Genomic DNA, 18,572 nt, shown 5'->3' on the forward strand with positions numbered 1-18,572 from the left:
GCGAGTCAATCCAGCCAGTGGTGGCGGCCGAGGCTGATCAGCCGCATCTGGCGGGTCGCCACCTGCGCGACGTGCCGGGTCCGCTCCTCGCGCTCCTCCTCCGGCCCCTCCAGCGCCTCCAGGAAGAGCGACGCCGTGATCAGCATCTGGTCGACGTAGAGATGGGCGAGCATCAGCAGGTCGTCCTCGGTCCAGCCCGCGGACACCGGGTCCTTGGCCAGCTCGGCCTTGACCTCCTGGGCGAACCGGGCCAGTTGGTCCCGTATGGCCGCCCGCACCGGCTGGACTCCGCCATGCCGTTCACGGGCGATGAACCGGACGTGTGCGGGGTACCCGTCGACGTGACGGCGGATCAGCTCGATGGTGCCCGTGATGCGCTCCGCGCTGTCCCCCGCCGTGGACACCGTCGTCCGGATCATCGGGTGCAGGCTGCCCAGCGCCTCCTCGACCAGGGCCACGCCGAGGTCCGCCGTGGAGCGGAAGTGCCGGTAGAAGGCGGTCGGGGCGACACCGACGGCGCGGGTGACCTCGCGCAGCCCGAGGCTGCTCAGGCTCTGCTCCTCCAGCAGCCCCAGGGCCGCGTCCAGGAGTGCCTGCCGGGTCTTCTGCTTCTGCGCCTGCCGGATGCCGAGGGTGTGACTCATACCATGCAGTTAACAACTGTTCTCTGGAATTGGAAAGCCATGGAAGACGCTAGACTGGGAAGTCAGTGAACAACTGTAACCACAATCGTTCACCGAAACCCTGGGGGCCGTTTCCCATGCTGTTCATCGTCGCCGCACTCCTGCTGCTGGGCGTGGTCCTGGGCACCGTCGCCCACGCGCCGCTCTCCTTCTCCCTCGCCGCCGGCGTCGTCATCGCCGCCTGGCTGGGCATCTTCGCGCTGCGCGAGCGCAACCGCCGGCGCCACACGCAGGCCCACTGACCGCCGCACCTCCGACCCGACCACGGGAGTCGATCACCATGCAGCTCACCGCTCCGGCCTCGCGCCACACCGGTATCCGGGACACCGACGGCATGGCCGTCGCGTCCTTCATCCTCGGCCTGCTCGGTCTGCTCGTCCTCAACATCTTCCTCGGCCCCATCGCCATCGTGCTGGCGAGCATCGCCCTGTGGCGCGGCACCAACCGCCGCGGCCGTGCGCTGCTCGGCCTGGGCCTGGGCGTCGCCGACCTGCTGGTCCTGGCGGCGTTCATGGAGGCCGACAGCACCGTCTCGTGGAGCTTCTGAGCCGCCGTCGGACCACCCATGCCGGCACACCGCGGCCGGGCCCGGGGACGACGGGCCGCCGCCGCGCCGAAAGCGGTTCACGTTCGGCCAGCCTTGATCTGAGGGCCGCGGCAGCGGAGCCGTAGAATCGGGCTCACCATGGCTTACCTCGACCACGCCGCGACCACCCCGATGCTCCCGGAGGCGGTTGAGGCGTTCACCGCCCAGCTGGGTGCCACCGGCAACGCGTCGTCCCTCCACGCATCCGGCCGGCAGGCCCGCCGCACCGTCGAGGAGGCCCGCGAGACCCTCGCCGAAGCCCTCGGCGCCCGCCCCAGCGAGGTCGTCTTCACCTCGGGCGGCACGGAGGCCGACAACCTCGCCGTCAAGGGCCTGTACTGGTCACGCCGCGACGCCGACCCGGCCCGCACCCGCGTCCTCGCCAGCCCCGTCGAGCACCACGCGGTCCTCGACGCCGTGCACTGGCTCGGCGAACACGAGGGCGCCACCATCGAGTACCTGCCGGTCGACGCCCACGGCCGCGTCCACCCGGACGCCCTGCGCGAGGCGATCGCCCGCAACCCCGACGACGTGGCCCTCGCCACCGTGATGTGGGCGAACAACGAGATCGGGACGATCCTGCCCATCCGCGAACTCGCCGACGTCGCCGCGGAGTACGGGGTCCCGCTGCACTCGGACGCCGTCCAGGCCTTCGGCCAGGTCCCCGTCGACTTCGCCGCCTCCGGGCTCGCCGCGATGACGGTGTCGGGCCACAAGATCGGCGGCCCGTACGGCATCGGCGCGCTGATCCTCGGCCGTGACCACACCCCCGTCCCCGTCCTGCACGGCGGCGGCCAGGAGCGGCATGTGCGCTCCGGCACCCTCGACGTGCCCGCCATCGCCTCCTTCGCGGTCGCCGGGCGACTGGCCGCCGAGCAGCGCGAGTGGTTCGTCCGCGAGATCGGCGCCCTGCGCGACAGCCTGATCACCGCGGTCCGCTCGGCCGTCCCGGACGCGATCCTCGGCGGGGACCCGGATCCGGAGGGCCGCCTCCCGGCCAACGCGCACTTCACCTTCCCCGGCTGCGAGGGCGACTCCCTGCTGCTCCTGCTCGACGCCCAGGGCATCGAGTGCTCCACCGGCTCCGCCTGCACCGCCGGCGTCGCCCAGCCCAGCCACGTCCTCCTCGCCACCGGCACCGACCCCGACCTGGCTCGCGGCACCCTCCGCTTCTCCCTCGGCCACACCTCCACCGAAGCCGACGTCGAGGCCCTCGCGAAGGCCATCGGCCCGGCGGTGGAGCGGGCGCGGGCGGCGGGGCTGACGTAGGAACCGGCGCGTGCCCTTGCCCGGGGTCGTCCACGGCGGACGCGCCCCGGTCCTCTATCAGGCGGGCGCCGTCCGCGCCTCGCGCACCAGCCGCATGTATCTGTCCCAGTCCCAGTGCGGCCCCGGGTCCGTGTGGTCCGTGCCCGGCACCTCCACATGGCCGATGATGTGCTCGCGGTCGACGGGTATGCCGTAGCGGGCGCAGATCCGGGCCGTGAGCCGGGCCGAGGCCTCGTACATCTCGTCCGTGAAGTCCTGCGGGCGGTCCACGAAGCCCGCGTGCTCGATGCCGACACTGCGCTCGTTGTAGTCGCGGTTGCCCGCGTGGTACGCCACGTCCAGCTCGCGGATCATCTGGGCGATGTGCCCGTCCTTGCGGACGATGTAGTGCGAGGCCGCCCGGTGCGCCGGGTTCTGGAAGGCTCTCACCGCGCTGTCGAAGCTGCCCTGTGTGACATGGATGACCACCATGTCTATGCCGTAGTCGTCGGGGCGGTCCGCGCGGCGCCAGTTCGCGTCCGACGCCGCCACCCAGCGCGCGCCCGTGTAGTCCACCTCGCCGTCCTTGCGCGGCTTCTCGACGCCCGGGGTCCGCCACCACAGGCGCGCGAGCTCGTCCCGGGCCAGCGCGGCCGAGCCCGCCGCTGCCACCGTCCCACCGATCAGCAACGCGCGGCGCCCGACCTTTCGGTCGCCGTCCTTCGGAGCCTTCCGCTGTCCCATGTGATCGTCAACGGATACCCGGGGGCCCTGGTTCCCGCGCCCCCGTACCCTGGAAGGGTTATGACTGAAACCCCGCAGCGCCCCCGCCCCCTCCGCGTCCTGGCCGCCATGTCCGGAGGCGTCGACTCCGCCGTCGCCGCCGCCCGCGCGGCCGAGGCGGGCCATGACGTGACCGGCGTCCACCTCGCGCTCTCCGCCAACCCCCAGTCCTTCCGGACGGGCGCGCGGGGCTGCTGCACGATCGAGGACTCACGCGACGCCCGCCGCGCCGCCGACGTCATCGGCATCCCGTTCTACGTGTGGGACCTCGCCGACCGCTTCCGCGAGGACGTCGTCGAGGACTTCGTCGCCGAGTACGAGGCCGGCCGCACCCCCAACCCCTGCCTGCGCTGCAACGAGAAGATCAAGTTCGCCGCCCTCCTCGACAAGGCCCTCGCCCTGGGCTTCGACGCGGTCTGCACGGGCCACTACGCCAAGGTGATCGTCCGCGAGGACGGCACCCGAGAGCTGCACCGCGCCTCCGACATGGCCAAGGACCAGTCGTACGTCCTCGGCGTGCTGGACGACCGGCAGCTCGCCCACGCGATGTTCCCGCTCGGCGACACGGTCACCACGAAGGACGAGATCCGCGCCGAGGCCGAACGCAGGGGCCTGGCGGTCGCCAAGAAGCCCGACTCGCACGACATCTGCTTCATCGCCGACGGCGACACCCAGGGCTTCCTGGCCCAGCGGCTCGGCAGGTCCGAGGGCGACATCGTCGACGAGTCCGGCACGAAGCTCGGCACGCACGAGGGCGCGTACGGCTTCACCATCGGCCAGCGCAAGGGCCTGAGGATCGGCACCCCGGCCCCCGACGGCAAGCCCCGCTACGTCCTCGACATCTCCCCGGTCACCAACACGGTCACGGTCGGCCCCGCCGACGCGCTGGACGTCGGCGCCCTGACCGCCGTCAAGCCGCGCTGGTGCGGCGCCGCCCCCACCGGCCCCGGCACCTACACGGCCCAGCTCCGCGCCCACGGCGGCGAGACCGAGGTGACCGCCGAACTCGTCGACGGCACCCTGGAGGTCACCTTCACCGAGCCGGTCCGCGGCGTCGCCCCCGGCCAGGCGATCGTGCTGTACGACGGCACGCGCGTGGTCGGCTCGGCGACGATCGCGTCGACCCGCCGGGCGACGGCCGGCGTGGCCTGACCCGGAGGACACCGGGGGCTCCACGCGCGCGTGGAGCCCCTCACCCGCGGCTGAAGAACTCCGTCAGCACCGGCGTCAGCACATTCGGCTCCACCATGTGCGTCTGCCCCTGGAGCGTGCGGTACGAGCCGTCGGGCACGGAGTCCGCGATGGCCCGGGCCGCCTCGCGCAGCCACGCGGGGCTCGCGTCGCCCGCGACCGCCAGGACGGGGGCGGCGACCGAGCCCAGCCGGTCGCGGGGCACCCGGCCGTCGCGCATCACGGCGTCGTCGTAGGCGAGGCTCGGGGCGATCGCCTCCATGGCCGCCCACATGGGGGACTGGCGGGCGCCCTGGATCATCCCCTCGGCCAGGCCGGTCAGCCGCAGGAACAGTTCGACCGCGTCCCCGCGCCGCCCCTCGCCGAGCGCCTGGGTCAGCCGCTGGGTGTACTCCGCGCGCTCCTTGGCGCCCTCCTCCGACATCGCGAACGGTGTCTCGTACACGGCGACGCGCCGCACCGGCAGTCCGCTCGCCGCCGCCTCCAGCGCCAGGGCCCCGCCGGAGGAGATGCCGTACAGGAACGCCTCGCCGCCCACCGCCTCGATCACCGCCGCCAGGTCCTCGACCTCACGCTCCACGGCGTAGGGCGCCGTGTCCCCGCTGGCTCCGCGGCCCCGGCGGTCGTACACGACAGCCTGGAAACGCTCCGAGAGAGACACGGCCAGCGGCGCCAGGGTGCCGCCCGTCGACATCGCACCGCTCACCAGGACGACCGCGGGACCCCGGCCGGTGCTCTCGTAGGCGATGCGGGTGCCGTCGCGTGAAAGGATCTTCTTGTCCATGCCTGTTGAGACTGCCGCACAGCACGGTCTTCATGGGTGAGGCGGGCCGTGCGTCAGCCGATCACATCACTTCCACGTCGTAGAAGCACAGGTGGTCCCTGATCTCCGCCACGTCTGGCTTGGGGTCCGGATACGCCCAGACGAGGTCCGCCGCGTCCGGCAGCGACCAGTAGGACGCGGTGCCCTTGAACCGGCAGTACGTGTGCGTGCCGGACGGTGTCAGCAGGTCCAGGCGTACGTCCTCGGCCGGGATGTAGTACCGCTCGGGGCAGCCCGTCTCCCGCAGGACCAGCGGCCGGTCGCTCTCCGCCAGGACCTGTTCGCCGCGCACCACGCGCACGTGCCGGCTGCTCCGTTCGATGGTGATGCGATGCCCTGTGGTCACGATCGCCCCTCCTTGGGTAGCCGAGTCCTCCCGTACAGCGCAGGCTGAAGCGGAGTTCTTCCCTCGCCGCAGGAGGCCCCCATGCGCGCCAAGGAACCGGCCGGAAACCGCGGCAGCCTGGCCCACCAGGTCCGGTACGCCCTGCGCCACCCCGAGCGCGTGCCCGCGCACGCCCGGCGCGCGGTGCGGGACGCCTGGCTGCGGCTGCGCTACCGCGACCACATCGCGTACTACCGGGCCGTGATGGCCTCGGACGCGGCGCGCAGCGCGGAGGCGGCCGTGGCCGAGTGCGATGGCCGCCTCGGTGCGCACCACCGTGGGGCACAACCCCTCGCGCGAGTCGTGGACGCGCACAGCGTCTTCTCGCACTCGCCGCTGCACGTCATCGAGGAGTGCTTCGCGCACGTCGGCCGGATCCTCGCCCCGGGCGGGTTCTTCGACTTCACGTTCGACCGCACCGAGGGCGAGGAGCACCAGGTGCTCCACGAGGACTTCTACTACCGGACGCGGACGCTGACCGAACTCGCCGCCCGGTACGGCCTGGACGCCCGGTTCATGGACGACTGGGAACAACTCCCGCACCGGCAGTCCAAGATGCGGCTCACCATGGCGGCGGACCGGGCCCGTACGGTGGGTTCATGAACATCTGTGTCTTCCTCTCCGCCGCCGACCTCGACGAGCGCTACACCCGTCCCGCGCGTGAGTTCGCGAAACTGCTGGGCAAGGGCGGTCACACGCTAGTGTGGGGCGGCTCCGACGTCGGCCTGATGAAGGTGGTCGCCGACGGCGTGCAGGAGGCGGGCGGCCGGCTCGTCGGCGTCTCCGTGCAGTTCCTCTCGGCCAATGCCCGCCCGGGCGTCGACGAGATGGTGGTCGCCAAGGACCTCGCCGAGCGCAAGAAGCTCCTGTTGGAGAAGGCCGACGCCGTGGTGATCATGGTCGGTGGCACCGGCACGCTCGACGAGGCGACCGAGATCCTGGAGCTGAAGAAGCACGGGCACACCGACAAGCCGGTGGTCCTGCTCAACACGGCGGGCTTCTACGACGGCCTGAAGGAGCAGTTCCGCCGCATGGAGGACGAGGGCTTCCTGCCCCGCCCGCTCACCGACCTGGTGTTCTTCGCGGAGGAGCCGGTCGGGGCGCTGGCCTACCTGGAGGAGAGCCGGGGCATCGAGTGACCCGGCCCTGATGCGAGCATGGCGGGCATGGCTACTCATGTGATCACCGGAGCCGGTTCCGGCATCGGCGCGGCCGTGGCCCGCCGCCTGCACGCGCGCGGGGACGACCTCGTGCTGCACGCGCGCGACGCGGGCCGCGCCAAGGAGCTGGCGGCCGAGTTCCCCGGGGCGAAGACCCTGGTGGGCGACCTCGCCGACCCCGACAGGCTCTCCTGGGCCTTCTCCCACCAGTCGCTGCCGGACCGGGTGGACTCGCTGCTGCACATCGCCGGCGTCGTCGACCTCGGCCCGGTCGGCGAGCTCACCCCCAAGACCTGGCGCCACCAGCTCAACGTCAACCTCGTCGCCCCCGCCGAGCTGACCCGCCACTTCCTGCCCCAGCTGCGCGCCGCCCGGGGCCACGTGGTCTTCGTCAACTCCGGCGCCGGCCTCAACGCCCACGCCGGCTGGTCCGCGTACGCCGCGTCCAAGCACGGCCTGAAGGCCCTCGCCGACTCCCTGCGCCACGAGGAGCACGGCAACGGCGTCCGGGTCACCTCGGTCTACCCCGGCCGCACCGCCAGCCCCATGCAGGCCAAGGTCCACCAGCAGGAGGGCAAGGAGTACGACGCCTCGCAGTGGATCGACCCGGAGTCGGTCGCCACGACGATCCTGATGGCCCTGGACCTGCCGAGGGACGCGGAGGTCAACGACCTGACGGTACGACCGGGGAGCTGACCGGCCGGGCCGCTGCGTAGGCTGCTGCGGTGAGCGAAAACAGCCAGTTCAGGTTCGGTGCCGCCACCGGTGTCGGCTCCATGCCCGGGGGCGACGCCCGGGAAGCCGTCAAAACGGTCACCGGAACCTTCGAGGACTTCCCCTTCCTGCCCGAACTGCCCGCCCGCGGGCCCGGCGCGGACATGATCGGCCGGACAGCCGGCCTGCTCGTCGAGCTGTACGCGCGCGTGGAGCCCAGCGGGTGGCGGCTCGGGGACCGGCCCGGCCGGGACACCAAGCGGGCCCGCTCCTGGCTCGGCGAGGACCTCGACGCACTGGAGGAGTTCACCCAGGAGTACGAGGGGCCGCTGAAGGTGCAGGCCGTCGGGCCCTGGACCCTCGCCGCCAACCTTGAGCTGCGCAACGGCGAGGCGGCCCTCTCCGACCCCGGGGCCTGCCGCGACCTCGCCGCGTCCCTCGCCGAGGGGCTGCGGCTGCACCTCGCGGAGGTACAGCGGCGGATCCCCGGCGCGCAGCTCGTGCTCCAACTCGACGAGCCGTCGCTCACCGCCGTCCTGCGCGGCCAGGTGAAGTCGGCCAGCGGCTACCGCACCCACCGGGCCGTGGACCGGCAGGTCGCCGAGCAGACGCTGCGCGACCTCGTCGGGACGCACGCCGGCGGCCCGGTCGTCGTCCACTCCTGCGCCCCGGACGTCCCGTTCGCCCTGCTCCGCCGGGCGGGCGCGGCGGCCGTCTCCTTCGACTTCTCCCTGCTCACCGAGCGTGACGACGACACGATCGGGGAGGCCGTGGAGGGCGGCACCCGGCTCTTCACCGGTGTCGTCCCGTCCGCGGAGGGCCCATTGTCAGACCCTGCCGGTAGCGTCATGGGTGTCAGGACGCTGTGGCGCAGGCTGGGGCTGTCACCGGGGCTTCTCGCGGAGGCGGTCACCCTCACCCCGGCGTGCGGACTCGCGGGGGTCTCCCCGGGGTACGCGCGCACGGCTCTCGCCCACTGCGCCCGGGCGGCGAGATCCCTCGCGGACAACCCAGAGTAACGGGAGGACGACACGGTGGCCGGCGACAAGCAGGCGGAGACGACGGCGGTGCCCGCCGAGGCACGGGAGAAGCACGCGCGCCTCGCGGAGCAGATCGAGGAGCACCGCTTCCGCTACTACGTGAAGGACGCTCCGGTCGTCAGCGACGCGGAGTTCGACGAGCTGCTGCGTTCCCTGGAGGCGCTGGAGGAGGAGCACCCGGAGCTGCGCACGCCGGACTCGCCGACCCAGAAGGTCGCCGGTTCGTACGAGACGGAGTTCACGGCGGTCGAGCACCGCCAGCGCATGCTCTCGCTGGACAACACGTTCAACGACGAGGAGCTCGCCGCCTGGTCGGAGCGCATCGCCCGGGAACTGGGCGAGCAGGACTACCACTTCCTGTGCGAGCTGAAGGTCGACGGCCTCGCCGTGAACCTCACCTACGAGCACGGCCGCCTCACCCGCGCGGCGACCCGCGGCGACGGCCGCACGGGCGAGGACATCACGCCGAACGTCCGGACGATCGCGGAGATCCCCGACCGCCTCAAGGGCGACTCCGTCCCCGACCTCGTGGAGATCCGCGGCGAGGTCTACTTCCCGATGGAGAAGTTCCAGGAGCTCAACGCCCGCCTGGTCGAGGCCGGCGACAAGCCCTTCGCCAACCCGCGCAACGCGGCGGCCGGTTCCCTGCGCCAGAAGGACCCGCGCGTCACGGCCACCCGCCCGCTGCACATGGTGGTCCACGGCATCGGCGCCCTGGAGGGCTTCACCGGCCTGACCCGCCTCTCCCAGGCCTACGACCTGCTCAAGACCTGGGGCCTGCCCACCTCCCGGCACAACAAGGTGGTCGACGGCCTGGAGGGAGTCCGGGAGTTCATCGCCTACTTCGGCGAGAACCGCCACTCCGTGGAGCACGAGATCGACGGCGTGGTCGTCAAGCTCGACGAGATCCCCCTCCAGGGCCGCCTGGGCTCCACCTCGCGCGCCCCGCGCTGGGCCATCGCCTACAAGTACGCGCCGGAGGAGGTCAACACCAAGCTCATCAACATCCGCGTGGGCGTCGGCCGCACCGGCCGGGTCACGCCGTACGCCCAGGTCGAGCCGGTCACGGTCGCCGGCTCCGAGGTCGAGTTCGCCACGCTGCACAACCAGGACGTGGTCAAGGCCAAAGGCGTCCTCATCGGCGACACGGTCGTGCTGCGCAAGGCCGGTGACGTCATCCCCGAGATCCTCGGGCCCGTCGCCGACCTGCGCGACGGCACCGAGCGCGAGTTCGTGATGCCGAGCGAGTGCCCCGAGTGCGGTACGGCGCTCAGGCCGATGAAGGAGGGCGACGTCGACCTGCGCTGCCCGAACGCCCGCACCTGCCCGGCCCAGTTGCGCGAGCGCCTGTTCTACCTCGCGGGCCGCAAGGCGCTGGACATCGAGCACTTCGGCTATGTCGCCGCGGCCGCCCTCACCGTCCCGCTGGAGCCGAAGACGCCGCCGCTGGTGGACGAGGGCGACCTGTTCGACCTCACCATCGAACAGCTGCTGCCCATCAAGGCGTACGTCCTGGACCAGGACAGCGGCCTGCCCAAGCGCGACCCGAAGACCGGCGAGGAGAAGGTCGCCACGGTCTTCGCGAACCAGGAGGGCAATCCCCGCAAGAACGCGCTTGCCATGCTGGAGAACATCGCAGCCGCCAAGCAGCGCCCCCTCGCCCGCATCCTCACCGGCCTGTCGATCCGTCATGTCGGGCCCGTCGCGGCGGAGGCGCTGGCCCGCGAGTTCCGCTCGATCGAGCGCATCGACCAGGCCACCGAGGAGGAGCTGAAGAACACCGACGGAGTCGGCCCGATCGTCGCCGCGGCCGTCAAGGAGTGGTTCGCCGAGGACTGGCACCGCGAAATCATCCGTAAGTGGAAGGCCGCGGGCGTCCGCATGGAGGAGGAGAGCACCGGCGAGGACGAGGGGCCGCGCCCGCTCGAAGGGCTCACGGTCGTCGTCACCGGCACCCTCGAACACTTCACGCGGGACGGCGCCAAGGAGGCCCTCCAGAGCCGCGGAGCGAAGGTGACCGGCTCGGTTTCGAAGAAGACGTCATTCGTCGTCGTAGGTGACAGCCCCGGATCGAAATACGACAAGGCGATGCAGCTGAAGGTGCCGGTCCTGAACGAGGAGGGTTTCGGCGTCCTGCTGGAGCGGGGACCGGAAGCGGCGGCCGAAGTCGCCCTTTCGGCCGAGGAGTAGGGGTTGAAGGCCACCCGATCGGCGCATACCAGATGCATACGGGTGGCCGGGGCGCATTCGGGCAACCGTCGGCGACCGCTGCCCGTGGAAGCCTTCTGCGGCCTACTGTTGAGATGTGCGCCTGCCGTGCCCAGCTGCGGTCGGGGCATCTTCGTGCTCGCGCAGAGCACGGGGAAGGGTTTGCCGGCGCGGGCCGTTGAGGGTTGTCGGGCACCGGGCCGCGTGGCGTGGGCACCGCCGGCTGTGAGAGGGACGGGAATGGAACCGACCGAGAGCGCCGTGCCGGGCTCACGGCTGCGCCTGCGCCGCATGGCGGTGGCATGGCGTGCAGTCCGTGGGGCCGGCCGGCCGGCGGGGCGTCCGGGCGCGGAGACACGCGCCGTCGGACAGTACACCGCGGACGGGCGCGCCGCCGGGGGGCGCGCCGCACAGCCGGTCAGCGAGCACACCCCCGGACTGACCGGCGAGGACACGGAGACCGAACGGCACCTGACCTGGCCCGCGCTGCCCGCGGCGGTCGTCGCGGCGGCCGGATTCGTCCTGGGCGCCGGCTTCTACCGCGCCTTCACCGGCGGCCACGCGCTCTTCCCGTCGGGCACGGCCGGCTGGGCGCTGGCCGTGCTCACCGGCATCATCGTCGGACACCTCGTCATGCTCGGCCGCTCCCGCTGGTGGGGCGGCACCGGCTCGGGCGCCGCCCTCACCCTCGCCGTGCTGCTGCTGTACGGCTGGGTCCCGGCCGGCATGGTCAGCCTCACGGTCGTCGTGCTGGTCGGCATAGCCCGCCGCGCCCGCTGGCGCCAGGGCGTGCTGCACGGGTCGGTCGACCTCCTCGGCATCGGGGCCGGCGCCCTGGTGCTGGGCTCCTTCGGGACCGTGCCGTCCGTCGAGTCCCCCGCGGAGCCCGGCGCCTGGACGCTCGGGACCGCGCCCCAGGTGGCCCTGGTCGCCGTCGCCTACCTGGCGGTCACCCGCGTGCTGCTCTGGTACCTGCACGCCCCGCGCCGCGGCCTGCCCACGGTCGCCCGCACCGCCCTGGTCAGACAGGGCCTGGTCGCGGTCGCGCTGCTGGGGATCGCGCCGCTGGTGTGCGTGGTGGCCGTGGCCAAGCCGATCCTGCTGCCGCTGTTCTCCATCCCCCTCATCGCCCTGGACTCCACGCTGTGGATAGCCCGGGCCCGGGCGGAGGAGCAGCTGCGCGACCCGCTGACCGGGCTGCCCAACCGCCAGTGGCTGCTGGAGCGCATCTGGACCGCGCTGGACGACGCCGAGCGGATCGACGCCCGCGCCGCCCTGATGCTGATCGACCTCGACCGGTTCCGATCGGTCAACGACACGCTCGGTCATCTGGCCGGTGACCGGCTGCTGCTCCAGATCGCCGACCGGCTGCGGGTGGCGCTGCCGCGGGGGGCCGAGGCCGCCCGGCTCGGCGGGGACGAGTTCGCCGTCTTACTGCCGGTCGCCGACTCCACGACGTCCGCGACCCGGGTCGCCCGCAATCTGGTCGCCGCGCTCAGCTCCCCGCTCGACCTCGACGGCCTCACCCTCGTCCTGGAGGCCAGCGCCGGAGTCGCCGTCTTCCCCGACCACGCCCTGGACGCCGAGGGGCTGCTGCGCCGGGCGGACGTGGCGATGTACCAGGCGAAGCGGGACCGTACGGGCGTCGAGGTCTACGAGTCCAAGCGCGACTCGAACACCCCCGACCGGCTCGGTCTGCTGGGCGATCTGCGCCGCGCCCTCGACGCGCACGAGGTGCATCTGCACTACCAGCCCAAGGTCCGCTTCGACGGACAGGTCGCGGGCCTGGAGGCCCTGGTCCGCTGGGTGCACCCGGAGCGGGGCAAGGTGCCGCCGGACGAGTTCATAGCGATCGCCGAGTCCTCGGGCCTGATGCCCCACCTCACCGAGTACGTCCTGGAGACCGCGCTCGGCCAGGTCGCCCGCTGGCGCGCCCAGGGCCTGTTCGTGCCGGTCGCGGTGAACGTCTCGCCGCGGGATGTGCACACCCCCGGCTTCGCGGGTTCCGTCGCCGCCCGGCTGGCCCGGCACGGCGTCCCGGCGGGAGCGCTCCAGCTGGAGATAACGGAACACGTCCTCCTGGAGGACCCGCAGCGCGCCGCCGACACGCTCAACGGGCTGACCGGGCACGGCGTGAAGATGTCCCTGGACGACTTCGGCACGGGCTACTCGTCGCTGGTGCACCTGCGCAAGCTCCCGGTCAGCGAGCTGAAGATCGACCGCTCGTTCGTGGCCCGGCTGGCGGTCGACAACGAGGACGCGGAGATCGTGCGCTGCACGGTCGACCTCGCCCACTCCCTCGGTCTGCTCGTCGTCGCCGAGGGCGTCGAGGACGACGAGACCTGGGAGCGCCTGCGCGACCTCGGCTGCGACGCCGTGCAGGGCTGGCTGGTCGCCGCCGCGATGCCCCCCGAGGAGACCACGGCCTGGCTCCGCGCCCGGGGCTCCCGGGGCTGGCAGCGCCCTCGGGCCGCGCTCCCGGCGGCCGCCGCGGACGACTCGGGCCGGGTGGGCTGACCCGGGCCTTCGGCCGGGGCGGAAGACACGGTCGGCCGCCTCTCCTCGCGAGGACCGGCAAACCGTTTCACGGGCACCGCCCGCCGCCCCATAGGATTGGGCCAAACCACATTCACTCACCCCCAGAGGATCGCTGCATGCCTGGCATCACGCGCGAGGAGGTCGCCCACCTCGCCCGGCTGGCGCGTCTGGAGCTGAAGCCCGAAGAGCTCGACCACTTCGCGGGACAGCTGGACGACATCATCGGCGCGGTCGCCCGCGTCAGCGAGGTCGCCGACCAAGACGTACCGCCGACCTCGCACCCGCTCCCGCTGACGAACGTCATGCGCCCGGACGAGGTCCGTCCCTCGCTCACCCCCGAGCAGGCGCTCTCCGGCGCCCCGGCCCAGGAGCAGCAGCGTTTCAAGGTGCCGCAGATCCTGGGGGAGGACTAAGACCGTGACGGACATCATCAAGCTCACCGCGGCCGAGACCGCCGCGAAGATCGCCTCCGGCGAGCTCACGGCCGTCGAGGTCACCGAGGCCCACCTCGCCCGCATCGAGGCCGTCGACGAGAAGGTGCACGCCTTCCTGCACGTCGACCGCGAGGGCGCCCTCGCCCAGGCCCGTGCCGTCGACGAGAAGCGGGAGCGGGGCGAGAAGCTCGGCCCCCTCGCCGGCGTCCCCCTCGCGCTGAAGGACATCTTCACCACCGAGGGCGTGCCCACGACCGTCGGCTCGAAGATCCTGGAGGGCTGGATCCCGCCCTACGACGCGACGGTCACCCAGCGGCTGAAGGCCGCCGACGTCGTCATCCTCGGCAAGACCAACATGGACGAGTTCGCCATGGGGTCCTCCACCGAGAACAGCGCCTACGGCCCGACCGGCAACCCCTGGGACCTCACCAAGATCCCCGGCGGCTCCGGCGGCGGTTCGTCCGCCGCGCTGGCCGCGCACATGGCCCCGCTCGCCATCGGCACGGACACCGGCGGCTCCATCCGCCAGCCCGCCGCCGTCACCGGCACGGTCGGCGTGAAGCCGACGTACGGCGCGGTGTCCCGGTACGGCATGGTCGCCTTCTCCTCCTCCCTCGACCAGGGCGGCCCCTGCGCCCGCACCGTCCTGGACGCGGCGCTGCTGCACGAGGTCATCGCCGGGCACGACCCGCTCGACTCCACCTCCATCGCCGAGCCCGTCCCGCCGGTCGTCGAGGCCGCCCGCAACGGCAGCGTCGAGGGCATGCGCGTCGGCGTCGTCAAGCAGTTCCGCGGCGAGGGCTACCAGGCCGGCGTCATCCAGCGGTTCGACGAGTCGGTCGCGCTGCTCAAGGAGCTGGGCGCCGAGGTCGTCGAACTGGACTGCCCGTCCTTCGACCTGGCGCTGTCGGCGTACTACCTGATCGCGCCCTCGGAGTGCTCCTCCAACCTCGCCCGCTTCGACGGCCTGCGCTACGGCCTGCGCACCGGCGACGACGGCACGCACTCCGCCGAGGAGGTCACCTCCCTCACCCGCGAGGCCGGCTTCGGCCCCGAGGTCAAGCGCCGCATCATGCTCGGCACGTACGCGCTGAGCTCCGGCTACTACGACGCCTACTACGGCAGCGCCCAGAAGGTCCGCACGCTCATCAAGCAGGACTTCGACAAGGCGTTCGAGCAGGTCGACGTCATCGTCTCCCCGACGACCCCGACCACCGCCTTCCCGATCGGCGAGCGCGCCGACGACCCGATGGCGATGTACCTCGCCGACCTGTGCACCATCCCGACCAACCTGGCGGGCAACGCGGCCATGTCGCTGCCGTGCGGTCTCGCCCCGGAGGACAACCTCCCGGTCGGCCTGCAGATCATCGCCCCTGTCATGAAGGACGACCGCCTGTACAAGGTGGGTGCCGCCGTCGAGGCCGCCTTCGTGCAAAAGTGGGGCCACCCGCTGATCGAGGAGGCTCCGTCGCTGTGAGCGCACTGTCCAAGGCCAAGGGCTTCAAGAGCTCCAAGTCCGGTCTGTACATCTCGATGGCCACGTCGGCCTTCGGCGCCGTCGGCGTCTACAAGCAGATCAAGAAGGCCCGCGGAGACAACGACACGCTGCGGCTGCTCGACGCCGTCGTGACCGGAGCGGCGGTCGTCACCAACCTGGCCATTCTCTACCGCGAGCTGAAGCGGCTGGGCGACGACGACGTCCTGCTGGGCTGAGAGGGAAGTTTCACCGTGACCACCACGACCGACCTGGTGTCGTACGAGGACGCACTCGCGTCGTACGACCCCGTCATGGGCCTCGAGGTCCATGTCGAACTCGGCACCAAGACGAAGATGTTCTGCGGCTGCTCGACCGCCCTCGGCCAGGACGCCAACACGCAGACCTGCCCGGTCTGCCTCGGCCTGCCCGGCGCGCTCCCGGTCGTCAACGCGACCGGCGTCGAGTCCGCCATCAAGATCGGCCTCGCGCTGAACTGCGAGATCGCCGAATGGTGCCGCTTCGCCCGGAAGAACTACTTCTATCCGGACATGCCGAAGAACTTCCAGACCTCCCAGTACGACGAGCCGATCGCCTTCAACGGCTACCTCGACGTGCAGCTGGAGGACGGCGAGACCTTCCGCGTGGAGATCGAGCGCGCCCACATGGAGGAGGACACCGGCAAGTCGACGCACGTCGGCGGTGCCACCGGCCGCATCCACGGCGCGTCCCACTCCCTGCTCGACTACAACCGCGCCGGCATCCCGCTCATCGAGATCGTCACCAAGCCGATCGTCGGCGCGGGCGACCGTGCCCCGGAGGTGGCGAAGGCCTACGTCCGTGAGCTGCGCGAGGTCATCCGCGCGCTCGGCGTCTCCGAGGCCCGGATGGAGATGGGCCAGATGCGCTGCGACGTGAACCTGTCGCTGCGCCCGCACGGCACCGAGAAGTTCGGCACCCGCTCGGAGACGAAGAACGTCAACTCGCTGCGGTCCGTGGAGCGCGCGGCCCGCTACGAGATCCAGCGGCACGCGGCCGTGCTGAGCGGTGGCGGCACGATCATCCAGGAGACCCGGCACTTCCACGAGGACACGGGGTCCACGACCTCGGGCCGCGTGAAGGAGGAGGCCGAGGACTACCGGTACTTCCCGGAGCCCGACCTGGTGCCGGTCGCCCCGTCCCGCGAGTGGGTCGAGGAGATCCGCGCCGGTCTGCCGGAGCTGCCGCTGGTCCGCCGCAACCGGCTCCGCGAGGAGTGGGGCGTCTCGGCCACCGACATGCAGGCGATCCTCAACGCCGGTGCGCTGGAGCCGATCGTCGCCACGATCGAGGCCGGGGCGGACGCCGCCTCCGCCCGCAAGTGGTGGATGGGCGAGCTGGCCCGCAGCGCCAACGAGTCGGGCAAGGCGCTCGACGAACTGGCGATCACGCCGGCGCAGGTGGCCCGGGTCACCGAGCTGGTGGCCAAGGGTGACCTGAACGACAAGCTGGCCCGTCAGGTCATCGAAGGCGTCCTCGCGGGCGAAGGCACCCCGGACGAGGTCGTCGACAAGCGCGGTCTGAAGGTCGTCTCCGACGAGGGCGCCCTCACCACCGCCGTCGAGGAGGCCATCGCCGGCAACCCCGCCATCGCGGACAAGATCCGCGGCGGCAAGGTGGCCGCGGCCGGCGCGCTGGTCGGCGCGGTCATGAAGGCGACCCGGGGCCAGGCCGACGCGGCCCGCGTCAAGGAACTGATCCTGGAGAAGCTGGGCGTCAGCGAGGGCTGAGCCCTTCGCGGACCCGACAGAGGGGGATGCACCGAACCCGGTGCATCCCCCTCTCAGCTGTTTACAGGCGACGCCCCACGACCCGGACGAAGCCCAGCGTGCCGCCCTGGTCGAGCCGCAGCATCTCGGCGCACTGTCCGGCCATCCGGATGTGGAACTCGTCCGTGTGCTCCTCGGCGACGACCTCGCACCAGCGCAGCCAGTCGCGCCAGCCGTCCTCCAGCCAGTCCGCGGTCTCGACCTCCACAGCCCCGCTGCGGGTCCAGTGGCGCCGCCACCAGCCGGCGGTGTGGAAGGACCAGAATCCGGGCTCCCAGTACGGCTTGAGGTGCTCCGGCGGCTCGACGCCGTCGATCTCCTCGCGCAGCGCCGGTACGACGACCCCGATCCGCCCGCCCGGCTTCAGCAGCCGGGTCAGCTCGGGCAGGTACAGGTCATCGGTGCCGAAGTAGTGGTAGGCGTCGACGGAGACGATCGCGTCGAAGCTGTGTTCGCCGAACGGCAGGTCGTGCGCCTCGGCGAGCACGGGCAGGACGCGGTCGGCGAGGCCGGCCTCGGCGATGCGCCCGGCGTTCTCGCCGGGCTTGACCCACAGGTCGGCGGCGGTGACCTGGACGTCGTACTCCTTGGCGAGGAAGATCGACGTCATGGCACGGCCGCAGCCCAGGTCGAGCACGCGCGAGCCGGGGCTCAGGGTGTCCAGCCCCAGGGCGGGGGCCAGCCACTCCAGCAGCCACAGCGCGTGCGGGCCCATCTGGTTCTCGACGGTCCAGCGGGCGTCGTAGCCGTTGCTGCGCGGGTAGCCGGGGTGGCTCACACGGTCAGCGAGGGGGATGTTCGAGGTCCGGGAAGTGATGTCCGACATCGGTGAACGGGCTCCTTGAGTCCTTGAGGGAGAAAGGGGATGCGTCGGAGCTCGGTCGGACCGTCAAACAATGCACCTGCTTCGGCCGGGCGGCGAGATGCCGCGGGCGTTCCTCGGACCAGCGGACGCTAACAGCCGGCCCGTCGGCCCCGCACCCGGTTTTTTCCATCCGACGCGCTACCGTCTCGGCCATGAGTGGACGCACTGATTCCGACACCGATCCAGAGATAGCGGACTCGGAGGCGACCGCCGAGCAGGATGATGCCGAAGACCTCCTGGAAGACGCCCGCCGGGCCCGCTGGACCGCCGTCGGCACCGGTGCCGCCCTGACCCTCGCCGGCCTGGCCGCGGCACTGCTCCGCCTCACCCGCTCCGCCCCCGCGCTGGTCCCGGCGGCGTACGCTTCCGGAGCCGCCGTCTGCGCCGCCGCCGCGGTGCTGGGCTCCCGGGGCCGCACCCGGCGCGCGCTGTGGCTGCTGATCGCCGGGGTGATGGTGATGGCGCTGGGGGACCAGTTCGACTGAGTGCGCCCGCTGTGAATAAGCCCACGAAAGCGACAAATGATCTTCTGAGCCTGTAAGAGTGATTTCGCATTGCTCATGCGATCTTTGCGGGCTGTTCAGTTCATGGACGACTGCTCCCGGTCAAAGATCCACAAAAAGTAACTCTGG

The 18,572-nt window shown here is 71.8% G+C and carries 20 protein-coding genes; 15 read left to right on the top strand and 5 right to left on the bottom strand.

Features of this window, described 5'->3' with window-relative positions; genetic code table 11:
* Positions 1–5 precede the first annotated feature (5 nt).
* The gene (locus IE255_RS28840) at positions 6–644 is read right to left on the bottom strand and encodes a TetR family transcriptional regulator (protein WP_190053329.1); all 639 of its coding nucleotides are present in this window, start codon (positions 642–644) and stop codon (positions 6–8) included.
* Positions 645–760: 116 nt separating this feature from the next.
* Here IE255_RS28840 and IE255_RS28845 point away from each other — a divergent pair, with 116 nt between their 5' ends.
* The 3 genes from IE255_RS28845 to IE255_RS28855 all read left to right on the top strand — a co-directional run bounded on the left by IE255_RS28845 (position 761) and on the right by IE255_RS28855 (position 2,538).
* The gene (locus IE255_RS28845) at positions 761–925 is read left to right on the top strand and encodes a hypothetical protein (RefSeq protein WP_190053330.1); all 165 of its coding nucleotides are present in this window, start codon (positions 761–763) and stop codon (positions 923–925) included.
* Positions 926–963: 38 nt separating this feature from the next.
* The gene (locus tag IE255_RS28850) at positions 964–1,230 is read left to right on the top strand and encodes a DUF4190 domain-containing protein (protein WP_190053331.1); all 267 of its coding nucleotides are present in this window, start codon (positions 964–966) and stop codon (positions 1,228–1,230) included.
* A 138-nt stretch (positions 1,231–1,368) separates the two neighbouring features.
* The gene (locus IE255_RS28855; protein ID WP_190053332.1) at positions 1,369–2,538 is read left to right on the top strand and encodes a cysteine desulfurase family protein; all 1,170 of its coding nucleotides are present in this window, start codon (positions 1,369–1,371) and stop codon (positions 2,536–2,538) included.
* Between the two features lie 57 nt (positions 2,539–2,595).
* Here IE255_RS28855 and IE255_RS28860 read toward each other — a convergent pair whose 3' ends face one another.
* Positions 2,596–3,261 (bottom strand): N-acetylmuramoyl-L-alanine amidase, encoded by a 666-nt coding sequence (locus tag IE255_RS28860; protein WP_190053333.1) that lies wholly within the window; start codon positions 3,259–3,261, stop codon positions 2,596–2,598.
* Positions 3,262–3,321: 60 nt separating this feature from the next.
* Between IE255_RS28860 and mnmA the strand changes: the two genes are divergently transcribed.
* On the top strand, positions 3,322–4,452 hold the full coding sequence (gene mnmA, locus IE255_RS28865) for a tRNA 2-thiouridine(34) synthase MnmA (RefSeq protein WP_190053334.1): 1,131 nt from the start codon (positions 3,322–3,324) through the stop codon (positions 4,450–4,452).
* 40 nt (positions 4,453–4,492) lie between these two features.
* Here mnmA and IE255_RS28870 read toward each other — a convergent pair whose 3' ends face one another.
* Together IE255_RS28870 and IE255_RS28875 are read right to left on the bottom strand one after the other, a co-directional pair.
* Positions 4,493–5,275, bottom strand: coding sequence for an alpha/beta fold hydrolase (locus tag IE255_RS28870; protein WP_190053335.1), 783 nt, complete (start codon positions 5,273–5,275; stop codon positions 4,493–4,495).
* A 61-nt stretch (positions 5,276–5,336) separates the two neighbouring features.
* On the bottom strand, positions 5,337–5,660 hold the full coding sequence (locus IE255_RS28875) for a DUF427 domain-containing protein (RefSeq protein ID WP_190053336.1): 324 nt from the start codon (positions 5,658–5,660) through the stop codon (positions 5,337–5,339).
* A gap of 81 nt (positions 5,661–5,741) precedes the next feature.
* On the opposite strand from IE255_RS28875, the gene IE255_RS28880 reads away from it, so the two are divergent.
* From IE255_RS28880 to gatB, 10 genes are all read left to right on the top strand, one after another.
* Positions 5,742–6,302 carry a class I SAM-dependent methyltransferase gene (locus IE255_RS28880; RefSeq protein WP_190053337.1) on the top strand — a complete coding sequence of 187 codons (561 nt, stop codon included), beginning with the start codon at positions 5,742–5,744 and terminating at the stop codon, positions 6,300–6,302.
* Positions 6,299–6,838 (top strand): LOG family protein, encoded by a 540-nt coding sequence (locus IE255_RS28885; RefSeq protein WP_190053338.1) that lies wholly within the window; start codon positions 6,299–6,301, stop codon positions 6,836–6,838. Before IE255_RS28880 ends, IE255_RS28885 begins: the two co-directional genes overlap by 4 nt.
* A gap of 18 nt (positions 6,839–6,856) precedes the next feature.
* Positions 6,857–7,555 carry an SDR family oxidoreductase gene (locus tag IE255_RS28890; protein ID WP_190053339.1) on the top strand — a complete coding sequence of 233 codons (699 nt, stop codon included), beginning with the start codon at positions 6,857–6,859 and terminating at the stop codon, positions 7,553–7,555.
* Between the two features lie 29 nt (positions 7,556–7,584).
* Positions 7,585–8,592, top strand: coding sequence for a methionine synthase (locus tag IE255_RS28895; RefSeq protein ID WP_229906639.1), 1,008 nt, complete (start codon positions 7,585–7,587; stop codon positions 8,590–8,592).
* 15 nt (positions 8,593–8,607) lie between these two features.
* On the top strand, positions 8,608–10,803 hold the full coding sequence (gene ligA / locus IE255_RS28900) for an NAD-dependent DNA ligase LigA (RefSeq protein ID WP_190053340.1): 2,196 nt from the start codon (positions 8,608–8,610) through the stop codon (positions 10,801–10,803).
* Positions 10,804–11,061: 258 nt separating this feature from the next.
* Positions 11,062–13,338 (top strand): putative bifunctional diguanylate cyclase/phosphodiesterase, encoded by a 2,277-nt coding sequence (locus tag IE255_RS28905; protein WP_190053341.1) that lies wholly within the window; start codon positions 11,062–11,064, stop codon positions 13,336–13,338.
* A gap of 137 nt (positions 13,339–13,475) precedes the next feature.
* The gene (gatC, locus tag IE255_RS28910) at positions 13,476–13,772 is read left to right on the top strand and encodes an Asp-tRNA(Asn)/Glu-tRNA(Gln) amidotransferase subunit GatC (protein WP_031117542.1); all 297 of its coding nucleotides are present in this window, start codon (positions 13,476–13,478) and stop codon (positions 13,770–13,772) included.
* A gap of 4 nt (positions 13,773–13,776) precedes the next feature.
* Entirely contained in the window at positions 13,777–15,270 is a 1,494-nt protein-coding gene (gatA, locus tag IE255_RS28915; protein ID WP_190053342.1) for an Asp-tRNA(Asn)/Glu-tRNA(Gln) amidotransferase subunit GatA, read from the top strand.
* On the top strand, positions 15,267–15,506 hold the full coding sequence (locus IE255_RS28920) for a hypothetical protein (protein WP_086601598.1): 240 nt from the start codon (positions 15,267–15,269) through the stop codon (positions 15,504–15,506). Before gatA ends, IE255_RS28920 begins: the two co-directional genes overlap by 4 nt.
* A gap of 15 nt (positions 15,507–15,521) precedes the next feature.
* Positions 15,522–17,036, top strand: coding sequence for an Asp-tRNA(Asn)/Glu-tRNA(Gln) amidotransferase subunit GatB (gene gatB, locus IE255_RS28925; RefSeq protein WP_190053343.1), 1,515 nt, complete (start codon positions 15,522–15,524; stop codon positions 17,034–17,036).
* Between the two features lie 61 nt (positions 17,037–17,097).
* On the opposite strand, the gene IE255_RS28930 is transcribed toward gatB, so the two are convergent.
* Positions 17,098–17,901, bottom strand: a complete 804-nt coding sequence (locus IE255_RS28930) for an SAM-dependent methyltransferase (protein ID WP_190053344.1) — start codon at positions 17,899–17,901, stop codon at positions 17,098–17,100.
* A gap of 191 nt (positions 17,902–18,092) precedes the next feature.
* Here IE255_RS28930 and IE255_RS28935 point away from each other — a divergent pair, with 191 nt between their 5' ends.
* Entirely contained in the window at positions 18,093–18,425 is a 333-nt protein-coding gene (locus IE255_RS28935) for a hypothetical protein (RefSeq protein WP_190053345.1), read from the top strand.
* Positions 18,426–18,572: the final 147 nt, after the last annotated feature.

The organism is Streptomyces lomondensis (genome assembly GCF_014651035.1).
Classification (GTDB): Bacteria; Actinomycetota; Actinomycetes; order Streptomycetales; family Streptomycetaceae; genus Streptomyces; species Streptomyces lomondensis.

Coding starts and splice junctions, on each gene's coding strand:
- gatC (WP_031117542.1), top strand. CDS start 13,476: ATGCCTGGCATCACGCGCGAGGAGGTCGCCCACCTCGCCCGGCTGGCG.
- IE255_RS28850 (WP_190053331.1), top strand. CDS start 964: ATGCAGCTCACCGCTCCGGCCTCGCGCCACACCGGTATCCGGGACACC.
- IE255_RS28870 (WP_190053335.1), bottom strand. CDS start 5,275: ATGGACAAGAAGATCCTTTCACGCGACGGCACCCGCATCGCCTACGAG.
- IE255_RS28840 (WP_190053329.1), bottom strand. CDS start 644: ATGAGTCACACCCTCGGCATCCGGCAGGCGCAGAAGCAGAAGACCCGG.
- mnmA (WP_190053334.1), top strand. CDS start 3,322: ATGACTGAAACCCCGCAGCGCCCCCGCCCCCTCCGCGTCCTGGCCGCC.
- IE255_RS28935 (WP_190053345.1), top strand. CDS start 18,093: ATGAGTGGACGCACTGATTCCGACACCGATCCAGAGATAGCGGACTCG.
- IE255_RS28905 (WP_190053341.1), top strand. CDS start 11,062: ATGGAACCGACCGAGAGCGCCGTGCCGGGCTCACGGCTGCGCCTGCGC.
- IE255_RS28880 (WP_190053337.1), top strand. CDS start 5,742: ATGCGCGCCAAGGAACCGGCCGGAAACCGCGGCAGCCTGGCCCACCAG.
- IE255_RS28930 (WP_190053344.1), bottom strand. CDS start 17,901: ATGTCGGACATCACTTCCCGGACCTCGAACATCCCCCTCGCTGACCGT.
- IE255_RS28855 (WP_190053332.1), top strand. CDS start 1,369: ATGGCTTACCTCGACCACGCCGCGACCACCCCGATGCTCCCGGAGGCG.
- IE255_RS28860 (WP_190053333.1), bottom strand. CDS start 3,261: ATGGGACAGCGGAAGGCTCCGAAGGACGGCGACCGAAAGGTCGGGCGC.
- IE255_RS28885 (WP_190053338.1), top strand. CDS start 6,299: ATGAACATCTGTGTCTTCCTCTCCGCCGCCGACCTCGACGAGCGCTAC.
- IE255_RS28845 (WP_190053330.1), top strand. CDS start 761: ATGCTGTTCATCGTCGCCGCACTCCTGCTGCTGGGCGTGGTCCTGGGC.
- IE255_RS28890 (WP_190053339.1), top strand. CDS start 6,857: ATGGCGGGCATGGCTACTCATGTGATCACCGGAGCCGGTTCCGGCATC.